Here is a 20,057-nt window from a genome sequence, read left to right as displayed (position 1 = left end):
CACCAGGAAGCACGATGCGATTACGTAACCTCATCATCTTAACGGTCATCGTGCCGCTCTTCGTGATCCTGGTGGTGTTTAGTCTGGTGGCGATCAAATCGCTGGAAGACAACGTACGCTCCAAGCTGCAAACCGAGGTGGAGATCATCACCCGGGCGCTGAGCACGTCGCTGAGTTACGCGGTGGCCCGCGACAGCGCCACCCCCCTGGAGGAGGCCCTGCAGTCGGCCTTCTCGTTTCACCGTATCTACGGTGCCTATGTGTTCGACACCCATGGGCGCGAGGTATACGGCCTGGGGCTGGGCAAGGACCTGTTCACCCCTGAAGAGATCCGGAAAGTCATCGAACGCGACGACCTCTACAGCAACTATCGCCAGCAGGAGGGCTGGACCTACTACTCGGCACTGATCCCGCTGCGTACCCAGGATGGCAGCGTACAGGGCGTGCTGCAGGTCAACCGCCTGAATACCGGTATCGAAAACTACACCGGGTTCATCAGCATCGTGGCCGTGCTGGTCTTCGTGATCGGTGCGGCGGGCATCGTGTTCAGTATCTGGTGGGGCTTCCGTCGCTACATCGAGCGCCCCCTGAACCGGCTGCTGCACGTCATGCTGCTGGTAGAAGATGGCGACCGCAGCCAACGGGCCACGGCTGATGGCCCTACCGAATACCGTCGGCTGGCCTCAGGCCTGAACGGCATGCTGGACGCCATGGCCGAGAAGGACCGCGATATCGAGGATCGTCAGCGCCGCGAGATCGAGCTGGAAAAGCGCCTGCGCAAATCCAAGAAGCTGGCCGAGCTGGGCGTACTGGCAGCGGGTGTCGCCCATGAAATCGGTGCCCCGCTCACCGTCATCAACGGCCAGGCCCAGCGCCTGGCACGCCGGGACACCATCGGCGACGATGAGCGCGCCCGACTGGGCAGAATACGCGGCGAAGTGGAGCGTATCGTCGAAATCGTGCGCCAATTGATGGAATTGGGCCGACAACATAACGTAGAGAAAGGAAATCAGGCGCTCGACCAGCTTATCCTGAGTGCCAGCGAGCTGGTCGAGGAAGAGCTGGAGCCAAGAAATATTCGCCTGGATATTGATCTTCCGTCCCCTCCCCCCCATTTATTAGTTAACGGTCAACAAATTGTGCAGGTGCTGACCAACTTATTACGCAACGCCGCCCAAGCCCCGGACGTTAGCCATATTCGTGTTCGCGCCCAGTCGCACAGCGACGAGCTTACGGTATGGGTCGAAGATAACGGGTCAGGCATACCGACTTCGCATCATCATCAAGTGTTCGACCCCTTTTTCACCACCAAGCCGGTGGGGCAAGGCAGTGGCCTGGGGCTGTCCATGGTACACCGCATTATCAACGACCACGGCGGGACGATTGGCGTTTTTGACAGCACCCTGGGTGGTGCTGGCTTCGAGATCACGCTGCCCCTTTGTGACACCGCATCCGCTTGAGGACAACGCTTGTGACCCATCAGGAACACCTGTTACCGCTTTTGGTGGTGGAAGATGACGCCGCTATACGTGAGTTATTGGAAGAGGAGCTTCACGATGCGGGCTATGAAACCGTAGGCGTCGCCAGCGCCGAAGAAGCCATTGCGCTACTTAGCCATACCCCAGTGGCGATGATGATCACCGATGTACGGCTGCCAGGCATGACCGGCATTCAGCTCTTGCAGCAGCTTCGCCAGAGCGGCAGCGAGCTGGGCATCATCGTGATTACCGCGTTTGGCACCATCGACCAGGCCGTGGAAGCCCTGAAGCTGGGGGCCGACGATTTTCTGACCAAGCCGCTGGATCTGGATGCGATTCGCGAAGCGGTGTTTCGTGTGCTGGAGCGCCAGCGCCTCTCGCTATCCCACGATACCGAGTTGAGCCAATTCCATGGCATCGTGGGCAAAAGCCCGGCGATGCAGTCGCTGTTCCACGATGCCTCACGGCTGGCCAAAAGCGACGCCCCCATTCTCATTCTGGGTGAAAGCGGTACCGGCAAGGAACTGCTGGCGCGGGCCATTCATCAGGAGAGCAGCCGCCACGACGCGCCTTTTGTGCCCGTCAACTGCGCCAGCATTCCCGCCGACCTGATGGAAAGCGAGTTTTTCGGCCATGTCAAAGGCGCCTTCACCGGCGCCAACGAAGCCCGCAAGGGCCTGTTCCAGAGCGCCCAGGGGGGCAGCCTGTTCCTGGATGAAATTGGTGAAATGCCGATCAACCTGCAGGCCAAACTGCTGCGTGCTCTGCAAGAGAAGACCGTTCGCCCGGTGGGCGGGGAGCGCGAGGAACCGGTGGACGTGCGCATCATTGCGGCCACCCACCGCAACCTGGAAAAGGAGATCGAGCAGGAGAACTTCCGTAGCGACCTGTTTTATCGTCTGGAAACGTTCTCGCTGCGTATTCCTCCCCTGCGCGAGCGCGGCACCGATGTGGAACACCTGATCTTTGCGCTGATCGACAAACACGCCGAGTCTCAGCACAAGCAGGTGGAGCATATCGAGCCTGAAGCACTCAACAGCCTGCTCAACTACACTTACCCCGGCAACGTGCGCGAGCTGGAAAACGCCATCATGCGGGCCGTGACCTTGAGTGAGGAGGGCCTGTTGAAGCATCAGGACCTGCCCGAGCGTCTACGCGACCAGGCTCATCAGCAAAACAGTGCCGACCCCACGCCGACCTTGAGTGGCGAAGTATTGCCCGGCACCTCGGCACCGGCCCCTGCGCCGGCCCGCTGGCCCAGTCTGGAAGAGGTGGAGAAACGCTACATCCGCAAAGTGCTGGAAGCCACCGGCGGCAACAAGCGCCGTACGGCGGAAGTTCTGGGCATCGCGCGGCGAACGCTCTACCGTCGCCTGGAAGACAGCGACGAGTGACCCATAACGAAACCGCCCCCATGTCAGGGGGCGGTCTCGTTGAAGCCTCTTAATTATCCACGCCTTCCCCCGGGGTCTCTTCAGGGGTGGTGCCATCATTGGCCATGGGGCCACTGCCCATGGGCTCTTCCGGTTCGGGCTCTCCGTTAGGCGGCGAGCTGTCGCCACACCCCGCCAATACCCCGGTCATCAAGAGCGCACTGAACAACATTGCATATACACGCTGGTGCTTTGGTGACTTCATGTCGTGCTCCTTCCCTTTTGAAAATCTCTTGTGAAAAACGCCCCCCATGGAAAGCGAGATCGTCGAATGCGTTTGGCAGGCCAAACACCTGCTTGTTCGCCTCCTGCCTGTTTAACTTTAGCGGCTACTGGCCAGGATGATCGGGATAGGGGGGAACCAATAAGTTCCGCCCCTCCCACACCACCCGGCATGCGGGTCCGCACCGGGCGGTTCGAGAAGTTGAGGTTTCACGAGAGTCTCGGCACTCCCAACCGATCGAAGTAGGCAATGGTCAGCACATTATGGATGGCAGAGCGACTGTTATGCCACCAGCGACGACTCAGCGCCGCCACGGATTCCGCAACCCAGGAACTCGCGCCTAAGCGGGTCAGCTCCCGGTAGATCGTCTTGCCCCGTCGCCAGTGCCGGAGGTGGAGCATTCTCAGGCGGCGACGTATCCACTCATCCAGTGATCGCCAGATGCGTGGCGTTTGTGCCAGCCTGAAGTACCCTTTCCAGCCGAGCAGGTAACTGCGGAGCTTCTCCACCACCTGTGCCATGCTGCGACCACCTGCCCCCCGGGTCAGTTGCCTGATCCGGAGCTTGAACGCCTGTAACGCCTTGGTGGATACCGCGCGTCGGACCTCTGCGTTCCTCCCTTGCCATAAGGTATAGCCGAGGAACTGGCGACCGAACACGCTGGCGACTGCACTTTTGGATTCGTTGATCACCAAGCGCAGTTTGTTGTAACACCGGCGTAGCAGGCGCATCACCCGTTCTCCCGCCTTCTCACTGCGAACGTAAACGTTGCAGTCATCAGCGTAACGGGCGAAGCAGTGCCCCCGACGTTCCAGCTCTTTATCCACCTCGTCCAGCAGAACGTTGGCCAGTAACGGCGAGAGCGGCCCGCCTTGCGGCGTGCCCTTATGCCGATCCATGACCACGCCACCATCCATGATGCCCGCGTTGAGATACGCACGCACCAGCCGGATGACTCCGGGGTCGTTTATGCGTTTCTTCAGGCGGTCGATCAGGATGTCGTGGTTAACCCGGTCGAAGAACTTCGACAGGTCGACATCCACCACGATGTGGCGGCCCTGTTGGGCATAGCGTTGCGCAGCCAACACCGCATCGTGGGCCCGGCGGCCCGGGCGGAAGCCGTGGCTGTGCTCGCTGAAGGTGGGATCAATCAGAGGTTGCAGCACTTGCAGCAGTGCCTGTTGAATCAGACGGTCGGTGACGGTGGGGATACCCAGTTCCCGCTCACTGCCGTCCGGTTTCGGGATGCCGACCCGACGAACGGGTTGTGGTTGGTAGGAGCCGCTCAGCAGTTGCTGGCGAAGCTCCGGCCACACCCATCGCAGGTGTTCCGCGGTTTGGGCAATATCCAGCCCGTCCACACCTGCCGATCCCTTGTTGGCCTTCACGCGCTTCCATGCCCGTTGCATATTCTCTCGTGCGAAGGCCTGCTCAAGCAGGCTTCGCCCTGCGCCTTCCGGTTCTCGCCGCGGGAGCCCTGTTTCATCGCTGAGCGCATTCGGCAAGGCTTCACCTTTCCGTTCCGCGATCCGCCCCGCTGACGCGGGCATCTGATGCGTTACAGTGCTCATCGACAAGGCGTTTGACGCTCCTTCTCGTTCAGCCCTTCGCCCTGACCAAGCAGCTACTATGGCTTCTGCTGACTTCTCGCTCCGTGTTGCCACGTCGCCCTTTCAGACATGAGGCGAGATCTCCCCGGGTAAGAACACACTCCTTCACCGCACAACCGCCGGATTTACACCGCCTCGCCTTGGCCACAAGAACTTCGCGACTTTTGGCCCGCTCGCCCTGCTTGGCAGTGCCTCGTATCCGATTCTTGTTCATCGGCTCACGGTTTACGCTCCACGCTTCCTCCCCACGGTCGGTCGCCCTTCCGCAGTTGCGCTTCGCTTCGTTCGCTGTGGCCAGCTCACGGGAGGACTTGCACCTCCAGGAGTGCGCCCGTGCCGGGCGCACCAAAAAACCCCCGCGGGCGCGGGGGTGAAAGGATGACAGGCCGTGTGGAGCAGCCGCAGGGAACAGACAGCTGGGCGACCTGGCATCGTAGGGAGCGGTAAACGTTACTGGGTCGTGGTCATCTCGTCTTCGTCGTCTGCAGGTGCTTCGTCATTGGCGCCGGGCATCGGGTCGGTGCCTTCACCAAAGCCAGGCTCTTCCTGCGGGTCGGTCATATCAGTGGTCTCGCCGGGCATGGGCTCCTGCGTGGATGCCGCATCACCCTCGAGGCCTGGGTCAGCCGCCATGGGATCGTCTGCCATGGGATCTGCTGGAGCAGCGGGCTCTTCGCCCATCATGCTATCGCCTTCGGTAGTGCTGGGCACTTGGCCGGAGGTCGCACCCTGTTCCATGGTCTCAGGCTGCTGAGCCGGGGGCATCTCGTCTTCACCATTTCCACAACCTGCCAGTGCCAGTGTGCTGACCGTGGCGGCGAGCATGCATAGTGTCAGTACGCGTGGACGCTTGCGCGATTGGCTCACTTGTTTATCCATAAAGATTGCCTCCTTATTTCGACTAACGTGTAACGTGCTTGCGTCACTTGCCAAGCTTTTCTAAAAAGGTACATTCACACTTCATGCCAACATTGAAAAAATACATTTATATTTAAAAAAAACAATAGCTTATTAAAAAATCGCAGCCACCGTTCGCTGTCACGACAGGGTCATGGGCGTGGGTTCAAAATGGCACATGTGGCGTAATATGGCCTGGCTGGCGGGCGCGTTGTGACACACCCCGCCCATTTATGTATAATAATTTTTAATAATTTATTAAACATAACCTAACCTTCTACTTATGAACCGTTTTGTGTCGCTGCTTGCAGGGAGCACGTAAATGCCGCAGGTAAGCGCATTGAGTAACGACACAAGGCTGCTCATTCAATCAAAAGGCACCGCTGATGGACGAGACACGCCCTGTCAAAATTCAGGTACGCGGCTTGAGCAAGGTCTTTGGCAAACAGCCCAAAAAAGCCCTCGAGTTACGCGACCAGGGCCTCAAACGCCCTGAGATTCTCGAAAAAACCGGCCAAACCCTCGGCCTTTCCGATATCTCCTTCGACGTCTACGAAGGTGAACTACTGGTCATCATGGGCCTGTCTGGCTCGGGTAAATCCACGCTGATTCGCTGTTTGAATCGCCTGATCGATACGACCGAAGGCGAGATCATCATCGACGGAGAGAACATCCCCACGTTGGGTGAAAAAGCGCTGCTGGAGTGCCGCCGCCGTCATTTCTCGATGGTCTTTCAAAACTTCGCGCTTTTCCCCCATCGCACGGTTCAACAGAATGCCGAGTTCGGCCTGGAAATTCGCGGCGTCGAAAAATCGGAGCGCCAGTCGATTGCTCATAACGCGCTGAAGCAGGTGGGCTTAGAGGGCTGGGAAGACGCCTACCCCAATCAACTATCAGGTGGTATGCAGCAACGCGTTGGGCTTGCTCGCGCCCTGGCGAACGATGCCAGTGTGCTCTTGATGGACGAGGCGTTCTCGGCCCTCGACCCGCTGATCCGTAAGGATATGCAGCAAGAGCTACTGCAGCTGCAAAGCAAAATGCAGAAGACCACTGTCTTCATCACCCACGACCTCGATGAAGCGCTCAATATCGGCGACCGCATCGTGCTGCTGAAAGATGGTGAAGTCGTACAAATTGGCACGCCAGAAGAGATTCTGACCAAGCCTGCCGATGACTACGTCCGCCGCTTTATTGAAGGGGTGGACCGCTCGCGCATTCTGACCGCCGAGAGCGCCATGCGCCCGGTACGCACCACCGCACGCGACAGCGATGGCCCACGTACAGCGCTGCATCGGATGCGCGACCACAGCATTGACTCCATCTACGTCACTGACCGTGACCGTCAGTTGTTAGGCCTGCTGGAAGCGGACGCTGCCAGCCGCGCCATTGAGGCAAAAGCCGAGACCATTACCGAGCATCTGACTCAAGATTTCCGCAAAGTGCCGCCAGACGAGCCGCTGCAAAACCTCTTCGCCATGTTTAGCGAAAAGAGTTACCCGATTGCCGTGGTGGATGAGCAGCAGCGCCTGCTGGGCGTTGTAGTGAAAGGCGCAGTCCTGGATGAACTGGCACGAGCAGGAGAACAGTAATGGAGATAACACGCATTCCTTTAGGTAGCTGGATCGAAAGCGGCCTGACGTGGCTGACAAGTGAATATTCGGTGGTTACCCGCAGCATTTCCCGCGTGACACAGACAGGGATCAACAGCCTCAACGATGGCCTAATGTGGCTGCCCGAGTGGGCGCTACTGGCGATTATTGCACTGCTGTGCTGGAAACTCGCCAGCACTCGCCTGGCCATTGGTGCGGTTGCCGGGCTGGCTTTGATCTGGAACCTAGGGCTTTGGAACCCCATGATCGAGACGCTCACGCTGGTGGTGATTGCCACACTGGTGGCGGTGGTCATCGCGCTGCCCGTAGGCATCGCCGCAGCGCTTTCCGAGCGACTCTACCGGCTGATCATGCCCGTGCTGGACTTCATGCAGACCATGCCCGCGTTCGTGTACCTGATCCCTGCCATCCCGTTTTTCGGCATTGGCTCGGTGTCGGCGATTTTTGCCACGGTCATCTTCTCCATGCCGCCCGCCATTCGCTTTACCACACTGGGCATCCGCCAAGTGCCGACCGAACTCATCGAAGCTGCCGACGCCTACGGTGCCACGCGAGGCCAAAAACTGTTCAAAGTGCAGTTGCCGCTGTCGCTGCCCACGGTGATGGCGGGCATCAACCAAACCATCATGCTGGCACTGTCGATGGTGGTCATTGCCGCCATGATCGGCGCCGATGGTTTGGGTAGCGAAGTCTGGCGAGCCATTCAGCGTTTGCGTCCAGGGGATGGCTTCGAAGCCGGGATTGCCGTGGTCATTCTAGCCATGCTGCTGGATCGTCTGACGCAGTCGCTGCGCAAATCGCGCCGCTCATAGCCGATCTTGGCGCTGCGTTGACCATGGCATTTGATCCCTCCATGATGATTGACCATGCTGAAAGCGCCAAAAGGTAATTTACGTTAAACCACAACACACTATTTATACTGCAGTGGCGCTCGCCACTGCCCATCAACAGGGAGCAAGTGAATGAAAACTCGTACGTTGAATCACCGCATCCGTCTCGCCTCATTAGCCCTCTTCGCTGGCACAGGTCTCGCTGCCGGTAGCATGGCCCACGCCCAAGATCAAGGCACGGTCAACTTGGCCTATGTCGAGTGGTCCTCTGAAGTCGCTTCCACTAACGTCATTGCTGCGGTTCTCGAGCAGGCAGGGTTCGAGGTGGAACTGACCTCGCTGTCCGCAGCGGCCATGTTCCAAGCCCTCTCCACGGGTGATGCCGATGCCATCGTCGCCGCCTGGCTGCCCACCACTCACGCAGACTACATGGAGCGTGTCGGTGACAATACCGAAGACTTAGGCCCCAATCTGGATGGCACCAAGCTCGGCTTGGTCGTACCTGAGTACACCGACGTGGACTCCATCGCCGATCTGAACGACAACGCCGACAGCTTCAACGGCGAGATCATCGGTATTGACCCCGGTGCCGGCCTGATGGCACTCACCGAAGAGGTCGTGGATACCTATGACCTCGGGCTGAACCTGCGCAGCGGCAGCGGTGCCACCATGACGGCTGCTTTGGCCAGTGCCATCCAAAACGAAGAGGATGTGGTCGTCACTGGCTGGACGCCGCATTGGATGTTTGCTCGGTTCGATCTGAAGTACCTCGAAGACCCAGAAAACGTCTACGGCGGTGCCGAGCAGATCCATACCGTCGTACGTAGCGGTCTGGAAGAAGACATGCCAGAAGCCTACGCCATTCTGGATGCCTTCGAGTGGACGCCCGAGCAGATGGGTGAGGTGATGCTGATGAACCAAGAAGATGGCAGCGACCCCTACGAAAATGCCAAGCAGTGGGTAGAAGAGAACCAAGACGTGGTCGAGCAGTGGCTCAACGGCTAGTCATACTCTGCCCCGAGCGTTAAATGACAGAGGGCTTCGGCCCTCTGTCGTCGTTGTAAATGTGACGTTTTTTCGTGCTAATGTGCCCGCGCGTTGAACAAAGATTAAGCAACGTTTGCTACTGTTACTGATGTAATACACGCCTGCTAACGCATTGGTGATTGGCCAGAAGGTAACTGCTGGCCCATCCAGGTGCGTTTGGCGGTTTCTGTCCGACATGGAGAGGCTCCCGTGGATAATCCTGACTCTAAGCATCCCGCTGATGAGCCGGTATCAGAAGGCATCCCCGCCCCTGATGGCCCGGCCAACCTGATAGATACCGACTACGTGATCGGTCAGGACAACATTACCACCAGCACCATGGGGTTCAGCCTTGACCTGCACGGCAAGGTATTTACCATCTCGGCGCTGGTGGTACTGCTGTTCGTGATCCTCACGCTGGCGCTACAGGACACCATCGCACCGCTTTACGACTCGATTTTCGGCTTTCTGACCGGCAACCTGTCGTGGTTCTTCATTCTGTCCGCCAATATCTTCGTCCTGCTTTGTCTGGGCCTGATCGTATCGCCGTTGGGCAAGATTCGCATCGGCGGAGCGGACGCCAAGCCTGATTTCACTTATACCGGCTGGTTTTCCATGCTGTTTGCGGCGGGTATGGGCATCGGGCTGATGTTCTTCGGGGTCAACGAACCGCTGACCCATTTTGGCACCTCGCTGGACGGCGGAGACTGGGCACCGTTGGCGGGAGCCGAAGGTGACACGGCTGCCGCCGCTGCGTTGGGCATGGCCGCGACCATTTTCCACTGGGGTCTGCATCCGTGGGCGATTTATGCCGTGGTGGCTCTGTCATTGGCGCTATTCTCGTTCAACAAAGGCTTGCCGCTCTCCATGCGCTCCGTGTTCTACCCGCTGCTGGGTGAGCGCGTATGGGGCTGGCCAGGGCACCTGATCGATATTCTGGCGGTGTTTGCCACGCTGTTCGGTCTGGCGACCTCGCTGGGGCTGGGTGCTACCCAGGCCGCTGCGGGCTTGAGCTACCTGTTCGGCGCACCGGAAAGCGATGTCACCATGATCCTGTTGATCATCGGCATCACCATCATTGCCATCGGCTCCATCATTGCCGGGGTCGACAAAGGCGTACAGCTGCTGTCGAAAATCAACATCGCCATGGCGGCGGCACTGCTGTTCTTCGTCATCGCGGTAGGCCCCACCCTGCTGATTGCCACGGGCTTTTTCGAAAACCTGATCAACTACGTGGTGCATCTACCGGCCCTCTCCAACCCCTTTGGCCGTGAAGATGCCAACTTCAGCCAAGGCTGGACGGCCTTCTACTGGGCCTGGTGGATCTCCTGGTCACCCTACGTCGGCATGTTCATCGCGCGGGTTTCCCGTGGCCGTACCGTTCGTGAATTCCTGATCTCGGTGCTGCTGGTGCCTTCGGTCGTCTCGGTACTGTGGATGACCACGTTCGGTGGCACTGCCATCGACCAGTACGTGAGCCAGGGTATCGAAGCCGTGCGTGACGCCGGTGTGGACCTGCAGCTGTTCATGATGCTGGAGCAGTTGCCGCTGTCGCAGATCACCTCGTTCATTGCGATTCTGCTGGTCATCATCTTCTTCGTGACCTCGTCTGACTCGGGCTCGCTGGTCATCGACTCCATCACGGCCGGTGGCAAGGTGGATGCTCCCAAGCCGCAGCGTGTGTTCTGGGCGATCATCGAAGGGGCCATTGCCATTGCACTGCTGCTGGGGGGCGGTTTGACCGCGCTGCAAACCATGGCCGTATCGACGGGCTTCCCGTTCACCATCATTCTACTGGTGGCCTGCTACGCCATCATCAAAGGGCTGATGAGCGAACCCAAAGCCGTTTGACCCCTCCTTGGCCAGCGTTTCTTGCTGGCCTTACGCAAAACGGGCAGCCCATGGGCTGCCCGTTTTGTGTTTGCACGCTACCCACACGCTAGTCCGTCAGCACCAGAGTGCCTTGAGCGGCGTATCCGCTGAGTAGCGGTTGGCGATTTGCGCCTGCAGCAGCTCGGCGGTGGCCAGCGCATCCACCAGGGCGTGGTGCCCCTGGTAGGGCGGCAAGCCATAGCGTTCACGGCTGGCATTGAGCCGAATCGACACCGGCGGCCTGCCCAGCCAGCGGCGAAAGCGCGCCCACAGGGTCTGCCGATGCAGTCTGGCTTCCAGCGACATCGTGTCGATCATGGGAAACAGCACGCCCTCGCCGCGCCGCTCTTTCACGGCGGCATCCAGAAAAGGGCGCTCGATGTTGCGAAAATGGACCACCACCACTCGGCCCGCCAGCACCTCCAGCAGCTCATCCAGCACCTCGTCCAGATCAGGGGCGTCAGCCACCTCCGAGTGGGTGATATGGTGGTAGGCGATGGAGGCTTCGTCCAGCGGCCGCGCAGGCTTCACCACCCAATAACGTCGCTGGGCAAGCGGTATCCGCCTCAGCGTAAAGGGCACGGCCCCCACGCTGACGATACCGTGGCGACGCTCGTCCAGCCCGGTGGTTTCCAGGTCCAGCGCCACCATGGGCACCTCGCCCAGAGGGGTGTCGGGGTCTGGCAAGGGCGTGCTGAAGAAACGCTGCAACGCCTCATTATCAGCGCGCTGGGCGCGAGCAGCCATGTAGCCAGCCCAGTCGGCCTGGGTCACTTTCTGACGTGGGCGAATACCGTGCATATCAACGCCCCTGCCGTTGCGTGGGAATCGGGTAGCGGAATTTCAGGAATTTCTGCGCATGGCTCAACACCTGAAACGCATCCTTGAGCGTATGCCGCTCGCTGTCTTCGACGTTTTCGGGTTCGATGTTGTTATCCGGCTCGCGCTCTTCCTGCAGGTCGATGACCTGATGGCGAATACGCGACATGCACAGGAACTCCAGGGCATAGCTCAGCTTGTCGCTGACCCCGGTGGCCAACAGCTGGGTCTGGCTGATGTCGTTCAGCCGCTGAAAGGAGTTCTGCGCTTTGGAGCCACAGGCCAGCGCATGCACACGAATCAGGTCTACCATGGGCGCCGTACCACGCCGTTTGAGGTTGATGGAGTTGTTGTGCTTGCCATCCTTTTCCATCACGAACGTGCGGAAAAAGCCCAGCGGGGGCGTACGGTTCAAGGCATTACGCGCCATGGCGGCCAGAAACAGAGGCGACTGGGGTGCCGTCTGGGCGATCAGGTCCTGAAGCGCTTCCACGTAGTGTTCTTCGCCATAGACACTGTCCAGGTCGAAAAAGATCGAGCTGTGCAGCAACCTCTCCGGGGTGGGGTTGGCCATCCAGTCCTGGAAGTAGCGTTTCCACACGCTCAGCGGCTGGCGCCACTGGCGGTTGGTGGCCATGACATCGCCTTTGCAATAGGTGTAGCCACAGGCGGCCAATCCATCGCTGACAAAGGCTGCCAGCGCCTGGAAATACGCGTCGTGCTCGTCCGGGACGAAATCATCGGACAAGATCAGCGCATTGTCCTGGTCCGTCACGATGCTCTGCTCGTTACGCGCCATGGACCCATTGACCATGAAGCAGTAAGGCACCGGGGGTGGCCCCAGCGACTCTTCGGCCAACTCCAGCAAACGGCGGGTAAAACTGCGCCCGATGGTCGATAGCGCGCTGCCCACCATCTGTGAATTGGCCCCCTCCTGCACCATCCGTGCAAAGGCAGCGCGAACATCGGGCAACAGCTTGGCCAACCCTTGGGCGCTGGACTGGTTGAAAATATTGCTGACCAGATAAAGACCGCTATGGGTCTCGTAGCGAATGATATCGGAAAGATGCACCACACCTACCGGGCGCTGGCGATACAGCACCGGCAAGTGATGCACGTTACTGCGCAGCATCACCAGCATGGCCTCGTAGACCGTGGCATCCGACTGGACGGTAATCAACCGCTCTGATACCACATCACCCACAGGCGTGGAGGGCGCCAGCCCCTCGGCCACGACCCGCGTGCGGAAATCGCTGTCGGTGAGAATGCCGCACATCTGCCAGGTCTTGCCTTCGCTGTCCTGAAAGCTGTAGCGAGGATGATTGCTCCCCTCATCGATCACCAGTACGGCCGATGCCTGGGCAGCGCTGATCTGCTGTGCCGCCTGCTGAACGCTGGTGGTGGACTCCACCATCACCGGATAGCGTGTCACCAGCTTGCGTATGCGCGTGACCATCATGTCGTTGGACTTTTTCTGCTGCTCGGCAGCGGTCTCCAACCGAGGCCGCTCCAACTCCACGAAGTCGGCAAACTCATCGTCTTCCTCACAGAGCCGCTGGAAAACGTCGTTGGGTATGAAATAGATCAACGTATCTTCGATGGCCTTGGCAGGAAAGCGCACCTTGTGGTTACGCAGCAGGCTGAAATGACCGAAGATGTCTCCTTCTGACAGGCGATTGTAGAGTTCGCCCTGCCGCCGATACACTTCTACTGCCCCACTGCGGATATAGCACAGCTCATCGAGGGTGGCGTCCAGCTCGAGAATGTCGCTACCCGTCTTGAAGTAACTCACCTCCACCCGGGCGGCAATGGCGTCCAGTAGCTCGTCGGACAGCCCATCGAATGGCGGGAACTGTCCCATGTGCTGGCGGATTTCCAGAAGTTCCACGTCCATACGCTCTCCTGCAGAGGCTCAAAGGGTTAATGATCAGCCATTTAGTGTGGCGTGTGCGTCGGTAGAGGACAACCTTTCAGCCTGCGTGAACCACGCAAAAAAAGCCCAGCGCGTTGGCGCTGGGCTTTTGGACCACAGAACAGGCAGGTACTTCGCACGTTAAGGAAAATCTGGCACTATCCTGCAGGTCTCGATGGTTCACCACCGCCAGAGGCGGTGGCAACAGGCTTATGACTGGCTAGCCATTTCCTGAACGCGCTGCATCATTTCCGGATCCTGCTGGATGGATTGACCGATAGCATTGAACGTGTCGACGTCCAGACCGCTGTCTTCGACCACTTCGATCATGCGGTCATTGGCTTCAGCGCGAACTTCCTGTTGGGCAGCTTCGTCTTCTGCTTCCTGCAGACGCTGTGTGTACTCCTGAGAGATCACGGCAATTTCTTGAGAAGCATCGGCGAACTGCTGTAGCTGCTGATCAGAAAAATCCTGTGCAGGCGCCTGCTGGGTCGCCATCGGATCTTGTGCCGGGTCCTGGGCTTGCTGGGCGTGGGCAGTGCCCGCCATCAGGCCAGTGGCAAGGAGAGCAGCAGAGAACAAAGCAGTCATACGTTGCATGGTAAGAAACCTCATTGGCGCGTTATGAATGTGCCCAGTGTGACGCGTGGTTCAGGCACAGGTTCAGTCTTTTATGTAAAAACACGTTACAAGAAGAACATAACGTAACAACAACAGATAAACAACACGCTGGCAAATAGGAGCTTTATGTCTAGCCATTTCAAGGCCTTGCAAAACATGCACGGCCATTCGCTCGCCCTGGCCGCCATGCCTGGGCTCTTCGTGCTGTTATGGAGCACGGGGTTCATTGGTGCCAAGTTTGGCCTGCCCTACGCCGAACCCTTCACGTTTTTGTTTATCCGCTTCGTGTTGACGCTGCTGCTGCTCGTGCCGCTGACCTTGCTGATGCGCATTCCATGGCCGAGTTCACCAAGGCTATGGATGCATATCGGGATATCGGGCCTGCTCGTGCATGCCACCTATCTTGGCGGCGTATTCTATGGCATTTACCTGGGAATGCCAGCGGGTCTGGCGGCCTTGCTGGTCGGCTTGCAGCCATTGTTGACCGCCGCCTGTGCAGGCCCACTGCTGGGCGAACGCCTGGGCGCACGGCAATGGCTGGGCCTGGCGCTGGGGCTGGTAGGCATCTGCCTGGTGCTGGGTAGCAAGCTGGAGTTTGGCAGTTCGCTGTTCAGCGGTTTTGGCATGGGGGCACTGGTCAGTGTACTCGCCGCATTGCTGGGTATTTCACTGGGCACGCTGTACCAGAAACGCTACTGCACCAGCATGCCGCTGCTGTCGGGTGCAGTGATTCAGTACCTGGCTGCAGGCACCCTGCTGGGCCTGGGCGCGCTGTTGTTCGAGACCCGCTCCGTAGCGTGGAGCACGACCTTCCTGCTGACGCTGGGCTGGCTCGTGCTGATTCTGTCAATTGCCGCTATCCTGTTATTGATGGCCTTGATAAAAAAGGGGGAGGCTTCCCGCGTGGCAAGCCTCTTTTATCTGGTACCTCCCGTGACCGCGCTGCAGGCGTGGTGGTTATTTGATGAGCGGCTGCCGCTGATGGGGCTCATCGGCATGATCATTGCCATTGCAGGGGTGGTGATGGTCGTCAAATCCGCCAGCAAATAACCCTAATAATTTTGATCGTTCCAGGGCTTGGAAGAACATGACAGCACAACCTCATTGCGCCAGAGTAAACGGCGTCTGCAACCGCTGCGACACACCGGTACCTTTCGCGTTTACCATGGCCTTTCAGCCCATCGTGGACGTAGCTCGTCGTGAAGTGATCTATTACGAAGCGCTGGTACGAGGCATCAACGGTGAGTCCGCCTTTTCCATTCTGGAGCAGGTGACCGACGACCTGTTGTATCGCTTTGACCAGGCGTGTCGGGTCAAAGCCATCGAGTTGGCCAGTGAGCTGGGGATGGAGGCGCGTCTCTCGATCAACTTTCTTCCCAATGCCGTCTACGAACCCGAAGCCTGTATTCAATCTACCCTGGAGACATCACGCCGGGTGGGCTGGCCCACCGAACGGCTGAACTTCGAAATCACCGAAACCGAACGGGTGGTCGACCGAACACACCTGCGCAACATCATCGATAGCTATCGCCGCATGGGGTTCACCACGTCGCTGGATGATTTTGGCAACGGCTATGCCAACCTGGACCTGTTGACCGATTTGCGACCGGATACGCTGAAGATAGACCGAGAGCTGGTCATGGGCTGCGACGGCAATCCACGGCGGCAGGCCATTCTCAAGAGCCTGGTCGCCCTGGCGCGCACTCTGGGCACCCAACTGGTGGCCGAAGGGGTCGAGACACGGGCGGAGTCACGCTGCCTGCTGGCCTTGGGCATTTCGGTACAGCAGGGGTATTACTTCGCCAGGCCACAGGTAGGCGTGCTGGCCAGCGTGGCTGACGAGCAATACGATTGAAGAACGTTCAAAGCCGTTCGAGGTAAGCCGTGCCGCCCAGATTACGCATCTGTTGGCGAATCCACTGGCCGCGGCGCTCGACCTGGGCGTCGGGTCGCGATGCGCTGCGAGTGCGCGGGCTAGGCAGGATGGCCGCCAGCAAACTGGCCTGGCGCTCGGTCAAGGCACTTCCGGAAGCACCAAAGTAGTGGTCGGCGGCAGCTTCCAGCCCAAACACCCCGGTATCCCACTCGGCCACGTTCAGGTACACCTCCAGAATCCGCTGCTTGCTCCAGAAGGTTTCGATCAGCAGGGTGAACCAGGCTTCCAGCCCTTTGCGCAGCCAACTGCGCCCACTCCATAGGAAAACGTTCTTGGCCGTTTGCTGGCTGAGCGTACTGGCCCCCCGTAGCCTCGATCCATCGCGGCTGGCCTCCCAGGCACGACGCAGCTCCACCACATCGAAACCACGATGAATCGGGAAGCGCTGGTCCTCGGCGGCAATCACCGCCAGCTTGGCGTTATTCGAGAGATTGTCCCAGCTACGCCACTGGCGCTGGATGGTGATGGGTTCGCGATGGACCCAGCTTTGTACCTTGCGTTCCACCATCACCATGGAACCCGGCGGCGGTACGAAACGAAATAGCAGCACCAACGCCACGGAGAGCACCACGAACCCCAGCGCACCACGCCAGACAAGCCGCCATAGCAGACGAAGACAACGGCGCAGCGCGCGATCGAGCATCTCGGAATCCTTAGCGTTTCATGAGGTGTTCCGCATGATAGCGCAAATGGTCCTCGATGAACGAGGCAATGAAGAAGTAGCTATGGTCATAGCCCGGCTGGCGACGCAATGTCAGCGGGTGATCGTGCTCTTCACAGACGGCTTCCAGGCGCTCAGGCATGAGCTGCTCTTCCAAGAACTGGTCCGCCTCGCCCTGGTCGATGAACAGCCGCTGGCGAGATGCACCGTTGGCCACTAGCTCACAGGCATCGTATTGACGCCAGCGCGACTGGTCGTCGCCCAAGTAGCTGGTGAAGGCTTTTTGCCCCCAAGGGCAGTTCATCGGGTTCACGATCGGCGCAAAGGCCGATACCGAGCGGAAGCGCCCCGGATGACGCAGCGCCAGAATCAATGCACCATGCCCTCCCATGGAGTGCCCGCTGATCGATTCACGACCATTGACAGGAAAGTGCTGGCGCACGACCGACGGTAACTCTTCAATCACGTAATCGTACATACGGTAGTTGGATTTCCACGGCGCCTGGGTGGCGTTCACGTAGAAACCCGCCCCGGAGCCAAGGTCATAGCTATCGTGCTCGCCGGGGAGATCGGTGCCACGCGGGCTGGTATCCGGGCACACGATCGCCACGCCCAGCTCTGCCGCAATGCGATGCGCGCCGGCTTTCTGCATGAAGTTTTCGTCATTGCAGGTCAACCCCGACAGCCACCACAGCAGGGGCACCCGCTCGTTTTCGGCTTGTGGCGGCAGGTACACCGCAAAGACCATGTCGCAGTCCAGGGCTCGGGAGTAGTGGCGGTAGCGCTTGTGCCAACCGCCAAAACTGCGGTTTGCCGACACCAGTTCCAACGTTTCACTCATGCTCATGGGCAGGCTCCTTAAACAGTGAAACGCGGCGGGTTGCCCCGGCCGCGTTCTTTCAGGCTGCTTTCATCATACTCAGTAATGCAGAACGGTACGAATGCTCTTGCCGGCATGGAGCAGGTCGAAGGCTTCGTTGATCTTCTCGAAGGGCATGTCATGGGTAATGAAGTCGTCGATGTTCAGCTCGCCGTTCATATAACGGTCTACATAACCCGGCAGCTCGCTACGCCCTTTCACGCCGCCAAACGCAGAGCCTTTCCATACCCGGCCGGTGACCAGTTGGAAGGGACGCGTGGAGATCTCTTCACCGGCACCCGCCACGCCAATGACGATCGACTCACCCCAGCCCTTATGGCAGCACTCGAGGGCAGAACGCATCACGTTGACATTGCCGATGCACTCGAAGGAGTAATCCACGCCACCGTCGGTCATATCAACGATGACCTGTTGGATCGGGTCACTGTAATCTTTGGGGTTGACGAAATCAGTCGCGCCGAACTGCTTGGCCAGCACAAATTTGTCTGGATTGACATCAATCGCGATGATTTTAGAAGCTTTCGCCATCACCGCCCCCTGAATCACCGCCAAGCCAATGGCACCCAAGCCGAACACGGCAACGGTAGAGCCGGGCTCTACTTTCGCGGTATTCATAACGGCACCAATACCCGTGGTAACACCACAGCCCAGCAGGCAGATTTTATCCATCGGCGCTTCTTTGGAGACCACCGCCAGCGATACTTCCGGCAACACGGTGTACTCACTGAAGGTGGAGGTGCCCATGTAGTGGTGCAGCATCTTGCCTTCCAGCGAGAAGCGCGATGTGCCATCGGGCATGACCCCTTTACCTTGGGTAGCGCGCACGCTGCCACACAGGTTGGTCTTGCCGGACAGGCAGAATTTGCACTTGCCGCACTCAGCGGTATACAGCGGAATGACGTGGTCGCCCGGCTTCAGGCTGGTCACGCCTTCGCCCACTTCCTGCACGATACCCGCACCTTCGTGGCCCAGTACCGCCGGGAAGTTGCCTTCCGGGTCGGCGCCCGACAAGGTATAGGCATCGGTATGGCAGACGCTGGTGGCCGCCATCTTCACCAGTACCTCGCCCGCCTTGGGACCTTCCACATCGATGTCGACCAGTTCGAGCGGCTTGCCCGCTTCGAGTGCAACAGCAGCACGTGATTTCATGCAAATCTCCCCGAGGTGTTGCGCAGCGACGTTCCACTGCCTGGGCGCAACAGCGCTCGATAAAGTGGATGGATAAACGTGCTTGCAGTGTAGGCCAGCTAGGCGAAAGGGATAAAGCGGGATACACTCACAAGATTATTGCCACTGAGCAATAATCGCGTTGCTCATTCGCTGCCACCCTTCACCGCCAGATGCACATGAGGAGCGCCATGCAGCGCTGGGATCGTATCGAAGCGTTCGTGGAAGTCGTACGGCTCGGCACCTTTTCGGCCGCGGCTCGCCACTTGAAGGTGTCCACCTCGCATATCAGTCGGCTGGTCAGCCAGTTGGAGAATCAGCTAGGCGTGCAGCTACTCTACCGCACCACGCGGCAGATTCGTCTGACCGATGCGGGGGCCTTGTACGCGGAGCACTGCCGCCATTTGTTCGATGGGCTGCGTGATGCCGAGCAGGCGATCAGCGAGCTGCAGGCCAAACCCCATGGGCTACTGAAACTGACCTCGGCAACGACCTTCGGCGAGCGCTACGTTGCCCCGCTGGTCAATGATTTCCAGCGCCTGCACCCTCAGCTCGAAGTACACATGCACTTCACCAATCGCCCGGTGGAGTTGATCGAAGAGGGTTTCGACATCGCCATTCGCATGGGGGTGCTGAAAGACTCCAGCCTGATTGCTCGGCGGCTGTGCGAACGCCGCGAATACGTGGTGGGCTCACAGGCCTATTTTCGTCAGGCGCCCCGCCCCCACACGCTGGGCGAGCTGAGCCAACACCGCTGCCTGCTGGGGTCGCGCCCCAACTGGCTGTTCGAAGTGAACGGCCAGCGGCGAGAGGTCAAGGTGGAGGGGTGCTGGAGCGGCAACTCGGGGCCAGCCCTGCTGGATGCAGCCCTGAAAGGGCTGGGCCTGGCTCAGTTGCCGGATTACTACGTCGCTCCGCATCTGGCCAATGGTGAACTGATCTCGGTGCTGGAACCCTTCCAGCACCACGATACGGCGGTGTGGGCGGTCTACCCGCGCCACCGCCACTTGTCACCCAAGATTCGTCAACTGGTGGACTATCTGGTGGCCAATATCGGCCGCACCCTGCCCCAGGCCTGACAC

Annotated in this window: 18 protein-coding genes; 9 read left to right on the top strand and 9 right to left on the bottom strand. The window is 59.2% G+C overall.

Annotated features, from left to right (window positions below):
* The first annotated feature begins 14 nt into the window (after window positions 1-14).
* Complete coding sequence (locus RVM26_RS01710) at window positions 15-1,460, top strand: sensor histidine kinase (protein WP_498940440.1); 1,446 nt, start codon at window positions 15-17, stop codon at window positions 1,458-1,460.
* Window positions 1,461-1,471: 11 nt separating this feature from the next.
* Entirely contained in the window at window positions 1,472-2,872 is a 1,401-nt protein-coding gene (locus RVM26_RS01705) for a sigma-54-dependent transcriptional regulator (protein WP_498940438.1), read from the top strand.
* 49 nt (window positions 2,873-2,921) lie between these two features.
* Here RVM26_RS01705 and RVM26_RS01700 read toward each other — a convergent pair whose 3' ends face one another.
* The 3 genes from RVM26_RS01700 to RVM26_RS01690 all read right to left on the bottom strand — a co-directional run bounded on the left by RVM26_RS01700 (window position 2,922) and on the right by RVM26_RS01690 (window position 5,623).
* Window positions 2,922-3,116 carry a hypothetical protein gene (locus RVM26_RS01700; RefSeq protein ID WP_039175655.1) on the bottom strand — a complete coding sequence of 65 codons (195 nt, stop codon included), beginning with the start codon at window positions 3,114-3,116 and terminating at the stop codon, window positions 2,922-2,924.
* 227 nt (window positions 3,117-3,343) lie between these two features.
* Window positions 3,344-4,705, bottom strand: a complete 1,362-nt coding sequence (ltrA, locus tag RVM26_RS01695; protein WP_498940437.1) for a group II intron reverse transcriptase/maturase — start codon at window positions 4,703-4,705, stop codon at window positions 3,344-3,346.
* 489 nt (window positions 4,706-5,194) lie between these two features.
* Window positions 5,195-5,623: a hypothetical protein gene (locus RVM26_RS01690; RefSeq protein ID WP_498940435.1), complete on the bottom strand. Its 429-nt coding sequence runs from the start codon at window positions 5,621-5,623 to the stop codon at window positions 5,195-5,197.
* Between the two features lie 404 nt (window positions 5,624-6,027).
* On the opposite strand from RVM26_RS01690, the gene RVM26_RS01685 reads away from it, so the two are divergent.
* The 4 genes from RVM26_RS01685 (at window position 6,028) to RVM26_RS01670 (ending at window position 10,958) form a co-directional block, all read left to right on the top strand.
* Window positions 6,028-7,230, top strand: coding sequence for a quaternary amine ABC transporter ATP-binding protein (locus RVM26_RS01685; RefSeq protein WP_287805669.1), 1,203 nt, complete (start codon window positions 6,028-6,030; stop codon window positions 7,228-7,230).
* Complete coding sequence (locus RVM26_RS01680; RefSeq protein ID WP_287805667.1) at window positions 7,230-8,063, top strand: ABC transporter permease; 834 nt, start codon at window positions 7,230-7,232, stop codon at window positions 8,061-8,063. Before RVM26_RS01685 ends, RVM26_RS01680 begins: the two co-directional genes overlap by 1 nt.
* A 150-nt stretch (window positions 8,064-8,213) precedes the next feature.
* Window positions 8,214-9,086 carry a glycine betaine ABC transporter substrate-binding protein gene (locus tag RVM26_RS01675; protein ID WP_287805666.1) on the top strand — a complete coding sequence of 291 codons (873 nt, stop codon included), beginning with the start codon at window positions 8,214-8,216 and terminating at the stop codon, window positions 9,084-9,086.
* Window positions 9,087-9,317: 231 nt separating this feature from the next.
* Window positions 9,318-10,958, top strand: coding sequence for a BCCT family transporter (locus RVM26_RS01670; RefSeq protein ID WP_498940431.1), 1,641 nt, complete (start codon window positions 9,318-9,320; stop codon window positions 10,956-10,958).
* Window positions 10,959-11,054: 96 nt separating this feature from the next.
* Here the strand turns inward: RVM26_RS01670 and RVM26_RS01665 are convergent, their stop codons facing one another.
* The 3 genes from RVM26_RS01665 to RVM26_RS01655 form a co-directional block, all read right to left on the bottom strand.
* On the bottom strand, window positions 11,055-11,780 hold the full coding sequence (locus tag RVM26_RS01665) for a 3'-5' exonuclease (protein ID WP_498940429.1): 726 nt from the start codon (window positions 11,778-11,780) through the stop codon (window positions 11,055-11,057).
* 1 nt (window position 11,781) lies between these two features.
* On the bottom strand, window positions 11,782-13,692 hold the full coding sequence (locus RVM26_RS01660; RefSeq protein WP_287805660.1) for a DUF294 nucleotidyltransferase-like domain-containing protein: 1,911 nt from the start codon (window positions 13,690-13,692) through the stop codon (window positions 11,782-11,784).
* Between the two features lie 228 nt (window positions 13,693-13,920).
* Entirely contained in the window at window positions 13,921-14,310 is a 390-nt protein-coding gene (locus RVM26_RS01655; RefSeq protein WP_039175645.1) for a DUF4168 domain-containing protein, read from the bottom strand.
* A gap of 147 nt (window positions 14,311-14,457) precedes the next feature.
* Here RVM26_RS01655 and RVM26_RS01650 point away from each other — a divergent pair, with 147 nt between their 5' ends.
* Window positions 14,458-15,381, top strand: coding sequence for a DMT family transporter (locus tag RVM26_RS01650; RefSeq protein WP_287805658.1), 924 nt, complete (start codon window positions 14,458-14,460; stop codon window positions 15,379-15,381).
* 37 nt (window positions 15,382-15,418) lie between these two features.
* Complete coding sequence (locus RVM26_RS01645; RefSeq protein ID WP_498940426.1) at window positions 15,419-16,186, top strand: EAL domain-containing protein; 768 nt, start codon at window positions 15,419-15,421, stop codon at window positions 16,184-16,186.
* Between the two features lie 7 nt (window positions 16,187-16,193).
* Here RVM26_RS01645 and mtgA read toward each other — a convergent pair whose 3' ends face one another.
* The 3 genes from mtgA to RVM26_RS01630 all read right to left on the bottom strand — a co-directional run bounded on the left by mtgA (window position 16,194) and on the right by RVM26_RS01630 (window position 18,957).
* The gene (gene mtgA, locus RVM26_RS01640) at window positions 16,194-16,910 is read right to left on the bottom strand and encodes a monofunctional biosynthetic peptidoglycan transglycosylase (protein ID WP_287805656.1); all 717 of its coding nucleotides are present in this window, start codon (window positions 16,908-16,910) and stop codon (window positions 16,194-16,196) included.
* A 10-nt stretch (window positions 16,911-16,920) separates the two neighbouring features.
* Window positions 16,921-17,775 carry an S-formylglutathione hydrolase gene (fghA, locus tag RVM26_RS01635; RefSeq protein ID WP_137093544.1) on the bottom strand — a complete coding sequence of 285 codons (855 nt, stop codon included), beginning with the start codon at window positions 17,773-17,775 and terminating at the stop codon, window positions 16,921-16,923.
* Between the two features lie 72 nt (window positions 17,776-17,847).
* Window positions 17,848-18,957 carry an S-(hydroxymethyl)glutathione dehydrogenase/class III alcohol dehydrogenase gene (locus tag RVM26_RS01630; RefSeq protein ID WP_498940423.1) on the bottom strand — a complete coding sequence of 370 codons (1,110 nt, stop codon included), beginning with the start codon at window positions 18,955-18,957 and terminating at the stop codon, window positions 17,848-17,850.
* A 209-nt stretch (window positions 18,958-19,166) separates the two neighbouring features.
* On the opposite strand from RVM26_RS01630, the gene RVM26_RS01625 reads away from it, so the two are divergent.
* Complete coding sequence (locus RVM26_RS01625) at window positions 19,167-20,054, top strand: LysR family transcriptional regulator (protein ID WP_498940421.1); 888 nt, start codon at window positions 19,167-19,169, stop codon at window positions 20,052-20,054.
* The last annotated feature ends 3 nt before the right edge of the window (window positions 20,055-20,057 follow it).

Origin of the sequence: Halomonas sp. KM072 (assembly GCF_050710315.1) — a bacterium.
In the GTDB taxonomy this organism is placed as follows: domain Bacteria; phylum Pseudomonadota; class Gammaproteobacteria; order Pseudomonadales; family Halomonadaceae; genus Vreelandella; species Vreelandella hamiltonii.
The sequence above is the reverse complement of the archived record's forward strand: the minus strand, read 5'-3'. Positions and strand labels throughout refer to the sequence as shown.